Origin of the sequence: Hymenobacter sp. APR13 (assembly GCF_000737515.1) — a bacterium.
In the GTDB taxonomy this organism is placed as follows: domain Bacteria; phylum Bacteroidota; class Bacteroidia; order Cytophagales; family Hymenobacteraceae; genus Hymenobacter.
The window spans coordinates 695090-711321 of sequence record NZ_CP006587.1 but is presented as its reverse complement, the minus strand read 5'-3'; the positions used below and the strand labels follow the sequence as shown (position 1 = coordinate 711321).

General features: G+C 61.2%; 12 protein-coding genes and 1 pseudogene. 7 read left to right on the top strand and 6 right to left on the bottom strand.

The window, feature by feature from the left end; translation table 11 throughout:
- The first annotated feature begins 1 nt into the window (after position 1).
- The 3 genes from N008_RS02945 to N008_RS02935 all read left to right on the top strand — a co-directional run bounded on the left by N008_RS02945 (position 2) and on the right by N008_RS02935 (position 4673).
- Entirely contained in the window at positions 2-2068 is a 2067-nt protein-coding gene (locus tag N008_RS02945; protein ID WP_044013621.1) for a glycosyltransferase family 2 protein, read from the top strand.
- A 172-nt stretch (positions 2069-2240) separates the two neighbouring features.
- Positions 2241-3461, top strand: a complete 1221-nt coding sequence (locus N008_RS02940; protein WP_044013619.1) for a pyridoxal phosphate-dependent aminotransferase — start codon at positions 2241-2243, stop codon at positions 3459-3461.
- Positions 3462-3641: 180 nt separating this feature from the next.
- Positions 3642-4673 carry a bifunctional heptose 7-phosphate kinase/heptose 1-phosphate adenyltransferase gene (locus tag N008_RS02935; RefSeq protein WP_231569772.1) on the top strand — a complete coding sequence of 344 codons (1032 nt, stop codon included), beginning with the start codon at positions 3642-3644 and terminating at the stop codon, positions 4671-4673.
- 143 nt (positions 4674-4816) lie between these two features.
- Here the strand turns inward: N008_RS02935 and hemE are convergent, their stop codons facing one another.
- The 3 genes from hemE to N008_RS02920 form a co-directional block, all read right to left on the bottom strand.
- Positions 4817-5851, bottom strand: a complete 1035-nt coding sequence (gene hemE / locus N008_RS02930) for a uroporphyrinogen decarboxylase (RefSeq protein WP_044013616.1) — start codon at positions 5849-5851, stop codon at positions 4817-4819.
- Positions 5852-5970: 119 nt separating this feature from the next.
- Positions 5971-6495 carry a hypothetical protein gene (locus tag N008_RS02925; RefSeq protein WP_156108980.1) on the bottom strand — a complete coding sequence of 175 codons (525 nt, stop codon included), beginning with the start codon at positions 6493-6495 and terminating at the stop codon, positions 5971-5973.
- Between the two features lie 38 nt (positions 6496-6533).
- Positions 6534-7211 (bottom strand): MarC family protein, encoded by a 678-nt coding sequence (locus N008_RS02920; RefSeq protein ID WP_231569771.1) that lies wholly within the window; start codon positions 7209-7211, stop codon positions 6534-6536.
- A gap of 183 nt (positions 7212-7394) precedes the next feature.
- Between N008_RS02920 and purE the strand changes: the two are divergent.
- A pseudogene (gene purE, locus N008_RS02915) lies at positions 7395-7877 on the top strand (5-(carboxyamino)imidazole ribonucleotide mutase).
- A gap of 50 nt (positions 7878-7927) precedes the next feature.
- On the top strand, positions 7928-9097 hold the full coding sequence (locus N008_RS02910; protein ID WP_071884473.1) for an endonuclease/exonuclease/phosphatase family protein: 1170 nt from the start codon (positions 7928-7930) through the stop codon (positions 9095-9097).
- Between the two features lie 356 nt (positions 9098-9453).
- Here N008_RS02910 and dnaK read toward each other — a convergent pair whose 3' ends face one another.
- Positions 9454-11397: a molecular chaperone DnaK gene (gene dnaK / locus N008_RS02905; RefSeq protein ID WP_044013612.1), complete on the bottom strand. Its 1944-nt coding sequence runs from the start codon at positions 11395-11397 to the stop codon at positions 9454-9456.
- Positions 11398-11846: 449 nt separating this feature from the next.
- On the opposite strand from dnaK, the gene N008_RS02900 reads away from it, so the two are divergent.
- Together N008_RS02900 and N008_RS02895 are read left to right on the top strand one after the other, a co-directional pair.
- Entirely contained in the window at positions 11847-12644 is a 798-nt protein-coding gene (locus N008_RS02900) for a helix-turn-helix domain-containing protein (RefSeq protein WP_044013610.1), read from the top strand.
- 349 nt (positions 12645-12993) lie between these two features.
- A complete protein-coding gene (locus tag N008_RS02895; RefSeq protein ID WP_052381128.1) occupies positions 12994-13806 on the top strand; it encodes a CPBP family intramembrane glutamic endopeptidase in 813 nt (270 codons plus the stop codon).
- Between the two features lie 201 nt (positions 13807-14007).
- Here the strand turns inward: N008_RS02895 and N008_RS02890 are convergent, their stop codons facing one another.
- Positions 14008-14895, bottom strand: coding sequence for an alpha/beta hydrolase (locus N008_RS02890; protein ID WP_197062938.1), 888 nt, complete (start codon positions 14893-14895; stop codon positions 14008-14010).
- A 276-nt stretch (positions 14896-15171) separates the two neighbouring features.
- Positions 15172-16092, bottom strand: a complete 921-nt coding sequence (locus N008_RS02885) for a pseudouridine synthase (RefSeq protein ID WP_081910577.1) — start codon at positions 16090-16092, stop codon at positions 15172-15174.
- Positions 16093-16232: the final 140 nt, after the last annotated feature.

Genomic DNA, 16232 nt, shown 5'->3' with positions numbered 1-16232 from the left:
TATGCCGCCGCTATCCGTGAAGCTTTCCGTCGTCATCGTCAATTACAACGTCTGCTACTTTCTGGAGCAGGCCTTGCTGTCGGTGCGGCGGGCCACGGAGCGGCTGGGGCAGCCGGTGGAGGTGTTTGTGGTCGATAACAACTCCGTGGACGGCTCGGTGGCTATGGTGAAGGCCCGGTTTCCGGAAGTCATCCTCATCGAAAACAAGGACAATCCCGGCTTCAGCAAAGGCAATAACCAGGCCCTGCGCCAGGCCACCGGCGAGTACCAGCTGCTGCTCAACCCCGACACGGTGGTGGAGGAAGACACCTTCCGGGCCTGCTGCGAGTTTATGGACGCGCACCCCAACGCCGGCGGGCTGGGCGTGAAGATGCTGGACGGCCAGGGCAAGTTTCTGCCCGAAAGCAAGCGCGGCCTACCCACGCCGGGCGTGGCGTTCTACAAGATCTTCGGGCTGGCGCGGCTGTTTCCGGCCTCGCGCCGCTTCGGGCGCTACCACCTCGGCTTCCTCGACCGGGACCAGTCCCACGAAATAGACGTGCTCAGCGGGGCATTCATGCTCATGCGCAAGGCCACCCTCGACCAGGTGGGCCTGCTCGACGAAGACTATTTCATGTACGGCGAGGACATCGACCTCTCGTACCGCATCACGCAGGGCGGCTGGAAAAACTATTACTTCCCCGGCACCCGCATCATCCATTACAAGGGCGAAAGCACCAAGCGCACCAGCGTCAACTATGTGTTCGTGTTCTACCGGGCCATGGTGATTTTCGCGCAGAAGCACTTTGCGCCCGGGCGGGCGGGCCTGTTTTCGCTGCTCATCAACGGCGCCATCTGGCTGCGGGCCGGAGCGGCGGTGGCCATGCGGCTGCTCACCCAGGCTGCGCCCATTTTGCTGGATGCCGGCCTGATTTACGGCGGCATGTTTTTCCTGAAAAACTACTGGGAAAACAACCACAAATACGTGCGCACCGACTACCCGCCGGAGTTTATGCTGGTGGCGGTGCCGGCCTACCTGGTGGTGTGGCTGACCTCGGCCTACCTGAGCGGCGCCTACGACCAGCCCACCAAAACGGCCCGCATCGTGCGCGGCATATTCGTGGGCACAGTCCTGATTTCGGCCATCAGCAACTTCTTCGACGCCTACCGTTTCTCCAAGGCCCTCATTATCCTGGGTGGCGTGTGGGCGGTGGTGGCGCTGGTGGGGCGGCGCCTAGCCACGCACTTCCTGCGCTACCACGATTTGCGCCTGAGTGAAAAGCGGCAGAAAAACGTGGCCATCGTGGGTTCCGGGGCGGAAAGCCTGCGGGTGCGGCACCTGCTGGAGCAGGCCGGCGTGCAGGCCCGCATCATCGGCTTCATCACGCCCGCCGCCGAAGTAGCCGCCGTGCCCGTAGCGGCTGCCGCGCCAGGTGCGTACGCGGCCGGGGGCAGCACGGCTACGCTGGCGGCGCCTCCGCTGCTTTCGGCCGGGCCCGCCGACGAGGCGTTGGGTGAGGTGCGGCAGCTGGAAGACATCATCCGCATCTACGCCCTCGACGAGCTGATTTTCTGCGGCCGCGACCTGTCGGCCAGCCAGATTATCAGCCTGATGGTAAGCTTGCCGCAGCAGCCGCCCGTGGCCTACAAAATCCTGCCCCAGGACAGCGAGTACATCATCGGCAGCTCCAGCAAAGACTCGCCTGGCGACTACTACACGCTGGATATCACCCTGAACCTGTTCCGGCCCGAGCAGGTGCGCAACAAGCGCCTGCTCGACATCTTCACCAGCTTGGTGCTACTGTTGGCCTCGCCGCTGCTGCTGGGGTTTCAGCAGCATAAGGGCGGCTTTCTGCGCAACTGCGGGCGGGTGCTGGCCGGCTCCTGCACCTGGGTGGGGCTGCGCTACGCCGCCGCGCCCCAGCGCCTGGCCCGCGCCATCCTCTCGCCGGCCGACGGCGTGCAGGCCCGCGGCCCGCTCACCGAGGCCACCCGCCGCCGCCTGGAGCTGCTCTATGCCAAAGACTACGAGCCCGGCACCGACCTGCGCATCCTGCTCCGCCGCTTCCGCTGGCTGGGCACCGAGTAGCACGTATGTCATTCCGAAGCAGGAGGAATCTGGGTAAAGCTGGTTGAACTAGGTTGTCCAGATTCCTCTCGCCGCTCGATTCGCGGAATGTCGGAATGACAGACAGCTGAGGCCCTACGTTACTTTCGCCGTACTTTTGCCCGCATCCCTACCCCAAAACTCCCCCTCCCGCATGTCCGACGCCGCCCCGCTCACGTCTTCTGTTCTTTCCGACCGTATCCTGGCCATGCAGGAGTCGCAGACCATTGCCATGGCCAAAAAGGCCCGCGAGCTGGCGGCGCAGGGCGTGGATGTCATCAGCCTCAGCTTCGGCGAGCCCGACTTCCAGACCCCGCAGTACATCAAGGACGCCGCCAAAAAGGCCCTCGACGACGGCTACACGTTCTACACGCCGGTGCCCGGCATCCCGGAGCTGCGCCAGGCCATCTGCGACAAGCTGCAGCGCGACAACCAGCTCAGCTACAAGCCCGAAAACATTGTGGTGAGCACGGGCGCCAAGCAGGCCCTGGCCAACGCCGTGCTCAGCCTCATCAACCCCGGCGACGAGGTGATTGTGTTTGCGCCCTACTGGGTGAGCTACGAGGAGATGGTGCGCCTGGCCGAGGGCACCAGCGTCACGCTGATGGGCTCACTGGAAAACGACTTCAAGGTGACGGCCGCCGAGCTGGAAGCCGCCATTACGCCGCGCACCAAGCTCATCATGTACTCGTCGCCGTGCAACCCCACGGGCTCGGTGTTCAGCCGCGAGGAGCTGGGCGCCATTGCCGAGGTGGTGGCCCGCCACCCGCAGGTGCACGTGCTGGCCGATGAGATTTACGAGTACATCAATTTCGTGGGCGAGCATGTGAGCATGGCCCAATTTGAGGCCATCAAAGACCGGGTGATTACCGTGAACGGCTTTTCGAAGGGCTACGCCATGACGGGCTGGCGCGTGGGCTACTTGGCCGCCAACAAGGAAATTGCCGGCGCCTGCGAGAAGATGCAGAGCCAGATTACGTCCGGCACCTGCTCCATTGCCCAGCGCGCGGCCCTGGCGGCCCTGCTGGGCGGCCGCAGCTCCGCCGACGAAATGGTGGCTGCCTACCGCCGCCGCCGCGACCTGGTGCTGGCCCTGTGCCAGGAAATCCCCGGGTTCCGCACGCCCACGCCCAGCGGCGCCTTCTACGTCTTCCCGGACGTGAGCAACTGCTTCGGCAAAACCACCCCCGATGGTAAGGTAATCAGCAACGCGTCGGACCTGGCCATGTTTATGCTGCACGATGCCCACGTAGCGGCAGTGGATGGCGGCGCCTTCGGGGCTCCGAACTGCATCCGGTTCAGCACCGCCGCCGCCGATGAGAAGCTGCGCGAAGCCTTCATCCGCATCAAAAACAGCTTGGTAAAGCTGAAGTAGTAGAGGTAGTAGCTCAGGTAGTAGCGCGAACTTTGTAGTTCGCGTCGCCGCGCCGTTTGCGCGTCTCCGCACTGTTGGAGTCATTCAAGCGGCGCGGGGGCGCGAACTACAAAGTTCGCGCTACTGCTTTTTCGGCACCCGGCCAGCGCAACGCGTTACTTCCTACCTTTGCGGCTTCTTATGCCCGAACCTGTTGTAATGCCTGCTGCTGCCTCCGCGCCCACGTCCCTGCCCGATTTGTTTGCTGCCTTCAACGGCCTCACCGTCCTGATTGTGGGCGACGTGATGCTGGATGCCTACGTGTGGGGCAAGGCGGCGCGCCTCTCGCCCGAGGCTCCGGTGCCCGTCGTGACGGTGAGCCGCACCGAGCAGCGGCTGGGCGGCGCCGCCAACGTGGCCCTGAACGTGCAGGCCCTGGGCGCTACGCCGCTGCTGTGCGCCGTCATCGGCGACGACCAGGGCGGCGACCAGCTGCTGGAGCTGCTGCACACCACCGGCCTCGCCCCCGACGGCATGGTGCGCTCCAGCCACCGGCCCACCACCGTGAAGCAGCGCATCCTGGCCCACGGCCAGCAGCTGCTCCGCATCGACTCCGAAGTGGAAACCGACCTCAATAGCACCGAAAACGCCAACCTCACCGCCCGCTTCGAGCAGTTGCTGAGCCGCGCCGACGTGGTGGTATTCGAGGACTACGACAAGGGCGTGCTCTGCGAGGCCAGCATTCAGCACTTCATCAGCCTGGCCCGGCAGCGCGGCATCCCCACCGTCGTCGACCCGAAGAAGAAGAACTTCCTAGCGTACCGCCACTGCACGCTGTTCAAACCCAACCTGAAGGAGCTGCGCGAAGGCCTGGGCGTGGCCTTTGACGATGCCGACCAGCCCGCCTTCGAGGCGGCTGTGGCGCGCCTGCGCGAGCTGCTCACGCCCGACAACGTGCTTGTGACGCTGTCGGAGCGCGGCGTGTTCATCGAAAACGGCGAGTTCGCCAAAACCTACCTGCCGGCCCACCTACGCAGCATTGCCGACGTTTCGGGCGCCGGCGACACGGTTATCAGCATTGCGGCGCTGTGCGTGGCCCTGGGCATATCGGCGCCCGTTACGGCCGCGCTGGCCAACCTCGGCGGCGGCCTCGTGTGCGAGCAGGCCGGCGTAGTGCCCATCGAAAAAAGCCTCCTACTGGCCGAAGCCCAGGAAACCGGGTTGGTGTTGTAGGGCTTAGGGCTTAGGAATTAGGGATTGGAGCCCGGGAATGGAAAAAAAGTAGAGAGAAAAAGAGGCCCCGCCGTAACCCGGCGGGGCCTCTTTCATACACCCTAAGCCCTAAGCCCTAAGCCCTAAGCCCTAAGCCCTAAGCCCTAAGCCCTAAGCCGCGTGCTGTATTCCTTCACGGTTTCGATGAACACCTTCACGTTATCGGGGTTGGTGTCAGGGTAGACGCCGTGGCCGAGGTTGGCAATGTGGCGGTGCGGCCCGAACTGGTCGAGCATGGCAATGGTGGCGGCGCGCACCTGGTCCGGGGTGCCGTAGAGGGCGCAGGGGTCGAGGTTGCCCTGCAGGGTTTTGTCGCCGGTGAGCGGGCGCACGGTGCGCGGGTCCTGGTTCCAGTCGAGGCCGATGGTACGGCAGTTGAGTTGGGCGAAGTCCTCCACGGCCCAGAAAGCGCCTTTGGCAAACACCGTCACGGGCACTTCCGGAATGGCGGCGCAGATTTCGGCAATGTAGCGCGTGCTGAACTCCTTGTAGTGCGCGGGCGGCAGAATCCCGGCCCACGAGTCGAACACCTGCACGATGTTGGCGCCGGCGGCCACCTGCGCCTTAAGGTAGGCAATGGTGGTAGCCGTGATTTTGCGGAGCAGCTCGTGCGCCAGCGCCGGATTCTGATACAGCATGCGGCGGGCCTTGCTGAAGGTTTTGGAGCCGTGGCCCTCCACCATGTACGCCAGAATGGTCCAGGGCGCGCCGGCAAACCCGATGAGCGGCACCCGGCCGTTGAGGGCGCGCTTGGTCACGCGGATGGCTTCCAGCACGTAGCCGAGGTGCTCCTCGGGGTCGGCGATGCGCATGCGGGCCACGTCCTGCGCGTTTTTGATGGTTTCCGGGAACAGCGGGCCGCGGGCTTCCACCATTTCGTAGGTGAGGCCCATGGCGTCGGGCACCACCAGAATGTCGGAGAAGATGATGGCGGCATCCACGTCCAGCGCGTCGATGGGCTGAATGGTGACTTCGGCGGCCAGCTCGGGCGTTTCTACCAGCTCTTTGAAGCCGCTGAGGCGGGCGCGCAATGCGCGGTATTCGGGCAGGATGCGGCCAGCCTGGCGCATCAGCCACACGGGCGTGCGCTCGGTTTCTTCGCCACGGGCGGCACGGAGGAGGAGGTCGTTCTTAAGCACAGGTTTCGCTGATTATTTCGCAGATTCCGCCGCTGCCGAGGCCAGCAGCCGGGGCGCAAAGGTACGCTACATAGTTTGCAACCGCACACGCCTCATCAGCAGTCCGAATTAGGGTTCTTCTAACTACTGCACCGGTAGATAATGATGGTTTTGCGGTCGGCTAAAAAGCCAATAAACCGATACGCATTCATGACGGAACTACCTCCGCTTAAGCTATGCGCGAATAAAGCAGGCTCTATACCGCCTGCCACTGCAATAAATTGCTCGCTGCTGATAAATGTGGAATCATGGGCGAAAGTCACCCGTGAAAGGGTTGTATCAGTAGCCACCTCGTGCAGAATATGCTGATAAACAGAAGCCGGAACCTTAATTCGTGCGCAGGCGCTGTAGTCGCCGTGTTGGTCAGGGTAGCTTGCATCTTTATCTATGATGCGACCTTCCTTGGGAAAGGGGAAAGAGGTGATTTGGTGAAATTCCTTCTCGTAAAAGTCGTCGGTCGGATAGAATGCAGTATATATAAAGTAGCCCGCTATCAGGTAGGTAGTTATGGGCAAAAACAGAAACAGCCTGGCTGCTTTCCGGGAACGTTTAGCCAACCAGTGGTAAATGCCCCAGCAGATGCTTATCGGGGCAAGCAGCAGCAAAAAGACTGCAAGCAGAAGTATCAATAAAAGACTCATTGCTACCGGCTCAGCCCCGGAAACAGCGCTATAATAGCCGTAGCCATAAAGTTGACGCCGATAGCCAGCGTCAGGAAGCCCATGATGCGGGCCAGCGCCGCCATGCCGGGCCGCCCCAGAAACCGCGTAAGCCTGAGCGACGACATCAGGATGATATAAGCGGCCAGCGCCACCAGCACAAAGCCCAGCACAATCAGGCCCATGTCGGAGTAGCTGAGCTTGCCCGTAAACAGGCCGATGCACACGGCCATGGAGCCCGGCCCCGAGAGCATGGGCATGGCCAGCGGCGTGAAGCTGATGTCGTTTTTGTGCATGCTTTCCTCCAGCGTTTCCTCCGACACCTTGGCCCGGTTGCCGCCCGGCGTGAGCAGGTCGAAGGCCGAGCGCATGAGCAGGATGCCGCCCGCAATGCGCAGGTGGTGGATGTTGATACCGAAGAAGTTGAGCACGTATTGCCCCGCAAAAAACGACACCGTGAGCACGCCCACCATGTACAGGCAGGCCTTCAGGCCGATGTTGGCGCGTTCGGCCGGCGTGTCTTCCTCGGTCAGGGTCAGAAATACCGGCATGGCCCCAAAGGGGTTCACAACCGAGAACAGCGTGGTAAAAGTGGCGAGCAGTATCTCCATGGGCCGGGCGTGTAGCTGCGGGTAAAGGTACGAGCCTTTGAGAATCAGCAAGCAGGGAAAATGCTATGTTTATGGCTCAACCGTAGCCCGGGCAGCCCGTAGAAGCAATTCCCCGGCAGGCCTATCCTGTTTTTCCCTCTCTCTCGTTCCGCTCACATGAATACCACGCTTCCTCCCACGGTGGCGGCCGCCGACGCCGCTGCTGCCACCGAAACCCCTCTGGTGGGCATCATCATGGGTTCTCAGTCTGACCTGAAAATCATGTCGGCGGCGGCCGAGCTGCTGCGCCAGTTCAATGTGCCCTATGAAATTACGCTGGTGTCGGCGCACCGCACGCCGCACCGGCTGGTATAATACGCCGAAACGGCCCGTAAGCGCGGCCTGCGCGTTATCATTGCCGGTGGGGGCGGAGCGGCCCATTTGCCCGGCATGGTGGCGGCCTTCACCACGCTGCCCGTCATTGGCGTGCCTATCAAGTCGTCGGCTTCCATCCACGGCCTCGACTCCATTCTGTCGATGTTGCAGATGCCAGCCGGCGTGCCCGTAGCTACGATAGCGCTAGACGGGGCCACCAACGCTGCCGTATTGGCCACTCAGATGCTGGCTCTCAGCAACGCCCGCCTGCACGACGTACTGGAAAAGTACCGTACTTCGCTTAAAGATAAAGTGATGCGCACCATCGAGGAGCTGCGAAAAGGCGGCTTCAACGACGAATAGCCACCCTGCCTGCTCTCCCGCCGATTCCCTTCCACACCTTTTCTGCTCTGATGCCTGATTTCGACTCGTTGCCTTGGTGGCTCACTGCCCTTCATGGCCTGGTAATGCTCCTGACGCTGGCCAGCATTGTGGCCACGCTGCTGCCGCTGCTGCGCGCAACGGCCTGGTGGATCCGGGTGTTCGACTTCCCGCGTCTGCAGATTGTGGCTATCACCCTTCTTACAATGCTGGGGGCGGTGCTGCTGGGCTGGCACACGCTGCCGGGCTGGTGGGGGGTGGCGGCGTTATTATTGCTGGCCGCCGCCGTGGTGTATCAGTTCTTCCGGATTGTGCCTTACACCCCGCTGGTGAAAAAGCAGGTGGGCGACAGCACGCTCAAAGACGGCAAGCGCCACTTGAGCCTGGTAATGATGAATGTTCTGCAATTCAACAAGCAGGGCAAAAAGGCGCTGCAGGCCATTCAGAAGATGGATCCGGACATCATCATGGCCGTCGAAACCGACCAGTGGTGGTACGAGCAGCTGAAGCCGCTGGAAACCACCCATCCTTACACCTGTCACGAGCCACTCGACAACACGTACGGACTGCTGTTCTTCTCGCGTCTGCCGCTGGAAGGCTGCGAAATCAAGTACCTGCTGGATGACGATGTGCCCAGCCTGCACACCCGCGTGCAGCTCGCCGACGGCCGTACCTGGGTGCGGGTGTACGGCCTGCACCCCAAGCCACCAGCACCGGCCGAGTCCAAAACCAGCACCAAGCGCGACGCCGAATTGCTGCTGGTCGGCAAGGCCATCGACAAAAAAGATGAGCCTACCATTGTGTTTGGCGACATGAACGACGTGGCTTGGTCGCACACCTCCGAGCTGTTCCGGCGCATCAGCGGCCTCATGGACCCGCGTGTGGGCCGCGGCCTGCTGCCCACCTTTCACGCCGACTACTCCCTGCTGCGCTGGCCTCTCGACCACGTATTTGTGTCGGCCCACTTCAAGGTCGATGACATGGAGCGCCTACCCTACGTCGGCTCCGACCACTTCCCCATCTATATCAAGCTAAGCTACGAGCCCCACGACAAGGAAGAGCAGGAAGAAAACTGCGAGGAAGCCGACGCCGACGACCACGCCGAAGCCACCGAGAAGATAAAGGAGGGCTTCGAGGAGGAAGACGAAGAGGAAACAGAGGAAGCCGAAAACCCTGGCGAGAAAAAGGAGCTGACTACCTAACGAGTCGTCTGCAAACCGCAGATCTTCTGCTTACAAATACGAAGGCCAGTAACGCAAACAGCCCAGGCAAGCGCCTGGGCTGTTTGCGTTACTGGCGGGCTGTAAAACGACTGCCAGATGGCGGTTTCGTAGGGAAGGGACCGGGAATCTTCCGCTCCGTTACAGCGCACTGGTGCACACAGCCCACTCGGCGCACTTGTGCAGAATCAGGCGGCCGCCTACGTTCAGGCCCGCCGCAGTACCGGTGCCGGCAGCAGCAGCTAAGCGGCGGAAGCCAGCCCGGCTGAAAAACAGAAAGGCCCGGAGCGAGCTGCTCCGGGCCTTTCTGTTTTCAACAAGCAGCGCCGATAAGTGAGTTACTTGCCTACTTCTTCGTAGTCCACGTCGGTTACGTTGTCGTGGTTGGCGCCTTGCTGGCCGTTGCCGCCGGGCTGGCCGGCCCCACCGAAGGGGTTGCCACCGTCGGCGCCGGGCTGGCCGCCTTCGGCACCGCCCTGGGCGTACATCTCCTGCGAGGCTGCCTGCCAGGCCGTGTTGATGGCCTCCATGGCGGTATCAATCTGGCTGATGTCTTTGCTCTCGTGGGCCTTCTTCAGGTCGGCGAGGGCATTTTCAACGGCCGTCTTGTTGCCGGCGCTCAGCTTGTCGCCGTACTCTTTCAGCTGCTTTTCCGTCTGGAAAATCATCGAGTCGGCGGCGTTTACCTTGCCGATGCGCTCCGTCTCGGCCTTGTCGGCTTCGGCGTTGGCAGCGGCTTCGTTGCGCATCCGCTCAATGTCAGCGTCGGTCAGGCCCGACGAGGCTTCGATGCGGATCTTCTGCTCTTTGCCGGTGCCTTTGTCTTTGGCCGACACGTGCAGGATACCGTTGGCGTCGATGTCGAAGGTTACTTCGATCTGCGGAACACCGCGGGGTGCTGGCGGAATCGAGTCGAGGTGGAAGCGGCCGATGGTGCGGTTCTGCGAAGCCAGCGGACGCTCGCCCTGCAGCACGTGAATCTCCACCGAAGGCTGCGAGTCCGAAGCCGTCGAGAACGTCTCCGACTTTTTGGTTGGAATCGTGGTGTTGGCTTCGATGAGCTTGGTCATCACGCCGCCCATCGTTTCGATGCCCAGCGAAAGCGGGGTCACGTCAAGCAGCAGTACGTCCTTCACCTCACCGGTCAGCACACCGCCCTGGATGGCAGCGCCCACGGCTACTACCTCGTCGGGGTTCACGCCCTTCGAAGGCTTCTTGCCGAAGAACTTCTCCACTTCTTCCTGGATGCGCGGAATGCGCGTCGAGCCACCCACGAGGATAACCTCGTCGATGTCGGAAGTGCTCAGGCCGGCATCCTGAAGAGCCTTTTTGCAAGGTTCCATCGAGCGGCGCACGAGGTTATCGGCCAGCTGCTCGAACTTGGCGCGGCTCAGCTTCACCACCAAGTGCTTGGGGCCCGAGGCGGTAGCCGTCACGTACGGCAGATTGATTTCGGTTTCGGTCGACGACGACAGCTCCACTTTGGCTTTCTCGGCAGCTTCCTTGAGGCGCTGCAGGGCCATAGCGTCTTTGCGCAGGTCGAGGCCTTCGTTTTCCGAGGCAAACGTCTCGGCCAGGAAGTTGATGATTACCTGGTCGAAGTCGTCACCACCGAGGTGGGTGTCGCCGTTGGTGCTCAGTACTTCAAACACGCCATCGCCCAGCTCGAGAATGGAAATGTCGAACGTACCGCCGCCAAGGTCATACACGGCAATCTTCTGGTCTTTGTGCTTCTTGTCGAGGCCGTACGCCAGAGCAGCGGCCGTGGGCTCGTTGATGATGCGCTTTACATCGAGGCCGGCAATGGCGCCAGCTTCTTTGGTAGCCTGGCGCTGGGCGTCGTTGAAGTAAGCAGGTACCGTGATAACGGCTTCCGTTACGGGCTGGCCGAGGTAGTCTTCGGCGGTCTGCTTCATTTTCTGCAGGACCATGGCCGAGATTTCCTGCGGCGTGTACTGCCGGTCGCCGATCTGCACGGCTACCGTGTTGTTGGAGCCACGCACCAGCTCGTAGGAAACGTGCTTGCTTTCTTCGGTCACTTCGCCGAAGCCGCGGCCCATGAAACGCTTAATCGACTGCAGCGTGTTTTTGGGGTTGGTAATCGCCTGGCGCTTGGCCGGATCACCGACTTTCCGCTCGCCCTTGCCATTGTCGAGGAATGCCACGATGGAAGGCGTGGTGCGGCGGCCTTCGCTGTTCGGAATAACTACCGGCTCGTTGCCTTCCATAACGGCCACGCACGAGTTGGTGGTGCCGAGGTCAATACCAATTATTTTGCCCATCTGAATGGTTATCGGTTAGGAGTTGGAGTGTCAGGTTGTAGGATGCGAATTGCTCGCGTTGGGGGAATTACAAGACGCGTACCAGCCGCAAAAAGCCTGCTTTTTCGTGACAGATTGTCATTTTGGGCAAAGCTGGGCCGTTCTTTCCGGACGGTCTGACTTCTACGGGAAAATCACCGTGGGGATTCCCTGACAGGCGGGCAGGAGCAATACTGGCGACGGTCACCTGCGGTGTGGCCTCGTTATGGAGAAGCTGGTTAGTAAGTCTAAAAATTTCAGGAAGGTCATGCACAGCATGTGGCCCAGCAAGCCAGTTCCGAAGCATGACGGTCTGCTGACTTCTAAGCTACTTCATAGCCTGCTTGATCGGCTCCGATTCATACTGCCGCGCCTTTCCCAACTTTTTATACCTTACTCCGCGTTGCCACTCTCGCTATGCGCACCACTAGATGAATCATCTGAGTAAGGAAACCTATCTGGGCACTACCGAACACAAGTTTAGTAGCGGGCAGGGCGTTTCGGTGATTGAGGCGGAGTACAAGAAGAAGGTTTCGGAGAACTGGCACTCGCACCAGAACGCGCACATCACGCTGTTTCTGAAGGGCGGGACGCTCGAAAAAAGGCGGCACGAAACCCACGCCGTGCACCCGGGCTCCGTGCTGTTCTATCACAGCGACGAACTGCATCTAAATCAGGATACCCTGTTCCCGTCGAAAAACATCAATGTGGAGTTTGATGAATACTTTCTGAAAACCCACGGCATTACCGAGGAGCAGCTTCAGCAGGGTGCTGCTAATTTGGTTAAGACACAGCTTCTGGTTCTGCGGATGTACAAAGAGTCGTTGGTGAAGGATTCGTTTTCGGATGATTCCATCAAGATGCTGCTTGCCGACTACGCTGCGGATGCGAATTTTGCGCAACGGTTTGTGCACAACCCGCAATGGGTGAGTAGTTTGTTTGAGTTGCTGAATGATTGTTGGAATGAAAACCCTGGCTTGGGGCAGCTGTCAGCAACACTTGGTATTAGTCCGGTTTCCATTTCGAAGCACTTCCCCCGATACTTTGGCTGCACCTACGGCGAGTATATGCGGCGCTTAAAGATCAGCCGCTCGCTGGGGCTGCTGGCCCGGCCGGCTCATTCCCTGACGGAAGTTGCCCTAGAGTGCGGTTTTGCTGACCAGAGCCATTTTATCCGGACGTTCAAAGCGCAAACCCGTTTCCTGCCCAAGGATTTCAGGAAGTTGTAACGGGCGTTCGGCTGGCGAACAGCCGGCTGGGGTCAACCCGGCTGATGAGCCGATGAGCTTCCCGGCTACGTGGTTAAAGCGCCTGGGGGTCATGCAACGAAGGTGGTGCGTCACCGGCGTGGCATTTATGATAGCGCGGGATAAACCGGGCGCGGCGGCCAAACACCAGGAAACGGGTGCGGTGAAAAAATAAAGGGGAGGCTAATTTCATTCTATTTCTGGCCGTCGGTAAGGGGCACATTTGTCACAACAACCCCTAACCCGTACTCCCATGAGCGCTGCATCTTTTAAACAGAGGGTATTGAGCACGTCGATAGCCAGAATATTCGGTGGCATACTGGTTTGCTTCGTGGTATTTATCCTGGCCCAACAGCTCGCCGCCAACCTCTTCGATGTATTTCCTGTCGACAGAAACTCCCGCAACCTCATCAAAGGGCTGATTTCTTCCGCGGCCGTAGTCTGGACTTACCGCAGCTTCTACGGGCGCATCGAGCACCGGGCCGTTACGGAACTGTCGCTGAGCCGCTGGGGCAGGACTATTGGCACCGGACTGGCACTGGGCGCGGTTCTGCAAGGTCTGACTATCCTGGTAATTGCGTTGCTTGGCAAGGTGCAGGTGGTAGCCGTGAAGCCGGCGGCCAGCGTACTGATTCCCCTATCGGTGGCTTTCTCGGTGGCTATTTTTGAGGAAGTGATGCTGCGCGGTATCCTGTTCAGAATTGCGGAAGAAAAGCTGGGTAGCTACTGGGCCCTGGCCATTTCAGCACTCGTTTTCGGACTGCTGCACCTGGCCAATCCGGGCAGTACGCTGTTGTCGGGACTGTGTGTGGTGGTGGCCGGGGCGGTGTTCGGCTTAGCCTACGTGGCTACCCGCAACCTGTGGTTGCCCATTGCCATTCACTTCGCCTGGAATTTTGTGCAGTCGGGCATTTTTGGGGCCGTGACTTCCGGCAATGAAAAAACCAGCAGCCTGCTCACCACCAACCTAATGGGGCATCCGCTGCTAACCGGGGGCGCGTTTGGGCCGGAGGCCAGCTTCCAGGCCGTGTTGCTGCTGCTACTGGCCGCCGCGCTGCTGCAGCAAAAAGCCAAACGCAACCTGATTATTCCACGCCGGAACCACAAGCCCGCTGCCTCCGCCGAGGTTGTGTTGGCAGGGTAGCTCAGGCCGGTTTCTGCGGCTCGTATAAAAGCACAAAAAAAGCCCTGTCGACGTCGGCAGAGCTTTTTTTGTGAAGCGGATGACAATTTCACTGCCGGCACTTTCTTAAACGGCTGCGCCTCGCCGGGCAGCGTTTTCTTCCGTTCCTTGCCCGCCGCCGCAACTGGCTCGGGTACCCAGTGGTGACGGCCGCCGGCGCGCTCAACGAACCGGTGCGTGGCGGCTACACCAGCGGGCCACCGTATGCTCCCAAAGTGCCTTATGCTTCCACCAGTACGGCTCGTGGCCAGAACCCACAAAATCCTGCCGCTGCTTGGGACCCTGTAATGCCGCGAAAATGGCGTCGGTTTCCGGGCGGGTCACGCGCGGGTCGGCGGCGCCCCAGAGCAGCAGGGTGGGCGTGCTGACTTGGGCGGCGTAGCGCGTGGCGTCGAGGTCGAAAGCCCAGAAGTCGTTGGCCACGCCACCCCACAGCACCAACAGGTTGGCCATCGGGAAGGGCGGCACGTGCATGGAGCGGAAGCGGCTTTGCGCGGTCTGCAGCATCGAGCCGTAGGGGCACTCCAGGATATTGGCGGCGGGCCGGACGCCCAGCTCGGCTTCGGCGCGCAGTGTGGCCACGGCGCCCATGGAGTTGGCGTAGACGAACACCGGGCCGGGTTGCCGCTGCAGCCAGCGCACGGCCGTAGCCACGTCGTCGGCCTCATGGTGGCCTACGGTGCAAACGTTGCCTTCGGAGCCGCCGTTGCCGGCAAAGTCGGTGAGCAGCACGTTGTAGCCGAGGCTACGGAAGTAGCCGGCTTCGGTCAGGAGCTTGCTTTTGCAACTGGTGTAGCCATGAAACAGGGCCACGGTGCCGCGCGCCCGGGGCACCGTAGCGTACCAGGTTTCCAGCCGGCCGTTGGGGCTGCTGAGGTACACCGTACGGTACGGAAAAGCTGGCCGCTGCTGGTTGACGGGCTTCGGGTTTTTGATACCCGTGAGCAGAATCCCCACTTTCTGCAGCGCCGTCAGCTGCTCCGGGTTATCGGTGTGGGAGCCGGTTTCAGTGGTGAAATGCGTGAAGCGCCAGGCATGGAAAAATGCCACGGCGTTTAGGGATAGGGCTGCCAGCAAGAAGCAGACGAGGAGCCGCTTTAGGATAGGGGGCATATGTAAAGCTAGCGCTAAGACTAGTTCCCCTCCTTGGAAAGTTCCGCGCATCAAGCGGCGAGGGCTAGGGGTGGTTGATGATCGGTGGACGGTTTACTAGAGTTAGATCTAATAAAGCCGTTCTGACAGGATCGACCACCCCTAACCACTCCTTTCCAAAGGAGGGGAACTAGCTTTAGCTCTAATAGCACGCCCAGTAGACAATATCGGCTACTAGCCGCGGCTGCTACGGCCGCCACCGGCCGGGCCGGGCTTGCGGCCCGCCGTGCCCCGCCCCGCCGATTTTGGGCCGGGCTTGCTGCCGGTTTTGCCGGGCGAGGCGTTTTTGGGCTTGCCGTTGGAAGGCTTGGCGCTGAACGTGCCCGGTCGGCCTGCCCCGCGGCTGCCGGCGGCGCGCCCATCGGCAGCGCCGGCTTTAGTACCGCCCTGGCCGCCGAAGCCGCCCCGATTGTAGCCGCCTGCGCTGTTCTGGCCGGTTTTGCTGTTGGCCGGGCGTACGCCGCCGGGCCAGTATTCCGAGGTTTTGGTGGTGGGCTTGTAGGTGCCGGCGGCGGCCGTCTGGGCGGCCATGTCTTCGCGCAGGGCCTGCACTTCGGCTTCGGTCAGCTCGCGCCACTGGCCGGGCTGCAGCTGGGCTACGGCCAGGTCGGCGATGCTGGCGCGCACGAGGCGCAGGGTGGGGTAGCCCACAGCGGCCGTCATCTTGCGCACCTGCCGGTTCATGCCCTGCGAAATCCGGACTTGTACCCAGCTGGTGGGGATGGCGGCCCGGAAGCGCACCGGCTTGCTGCGTTCCCACAACTCGGGCGCTTCCGGCAGCAGCGCCACCTCGGCCGGGCTGGTGTAGCCGGTTTTCAGGTCGACGCCGCGGCGCAGGTTTTCCAGCGCGGCCTCGGTCGGAATGCCTTCCACCTGCACCCAGTACGTTTTCGGCACCTTGAAGCGCGGCTCCGACAGGCGGTGCTGCAGCTGCTTGTCGTCGGTGAGCAGCACGAGGCCTTCGGAGTCGTAGTCCAGCCGGCCAACCGGGTAGATGTCGGGCACGGCCACGAAATCCTTGAGCGTTTTGCGCCCGGCTTCGTCGGTGAACTGGGTGAGGACTTCGTAGGGCTTGTTGAGCAGAATGTAACGCATGGCGCAAAGGTACCACGCATTATTACGCCAGAGATTACAATGAAGTAGAGACGCAATATTTTGCGTCTCGTCGTTGGTGATGTTGTTCCGGAGACAGGACGCAGACCATTCAACGACGAGACGCAAAATATTGCGTCTCT

Excerpts from the sequence above, each read along its gene's own strand:
- N008_RS02945 (WP_044013621.1), top strand. The coding sequence starts at position 2 with ATGCCGCCGCTATCCGTGAAGCTTTCCGTCGTCATCGTCAATTACAAC.
- N008_RS02940 (WP_044013619.1), top strand. The coding sequence starts at position 2,241 with ATGTCCGACGCCGCCCCGCTCACGTCTTCTGTTCTTTCCGACCGTATC.
- N008_RS02935 (WP_231569772.1), top strand. The coding sequence starts at position 3,642 with ATGCCCGAACCTGTTGTAATGCCTGCTGCTGCCTCCGCGCCCACGTCC.
- N008_RS02910 (WP_071884473.1), top strand. The coding sequence starts at position 7,928 with ATGCCTGATTTCGACTCGTTGCCTTGGTGGCTCACTGCCCTTCATGGC.
- dnaK (WP_044013612.1), bottom strand. The coding sequence starts at position 11,397 with ATGGGCAAAATAATTGGTATTGACCTCGGCACCACCAACTCGTGCGTG.
- N008_RS02900 (WP_044013610.1), top strand. The coding sequence starts at position 11,847 with ATGAATCATCTGAGTAAGGAAACCTATCTGGGCACTACCGAACACAAG.
- N008_RS02885 (WP_081910577.1), bottom strand. The coding sequence starts at position 16,092 with ATGCGTTACATTCTGCTCAACAAGCCCTACGAAGTCCTCACCCAGTTC.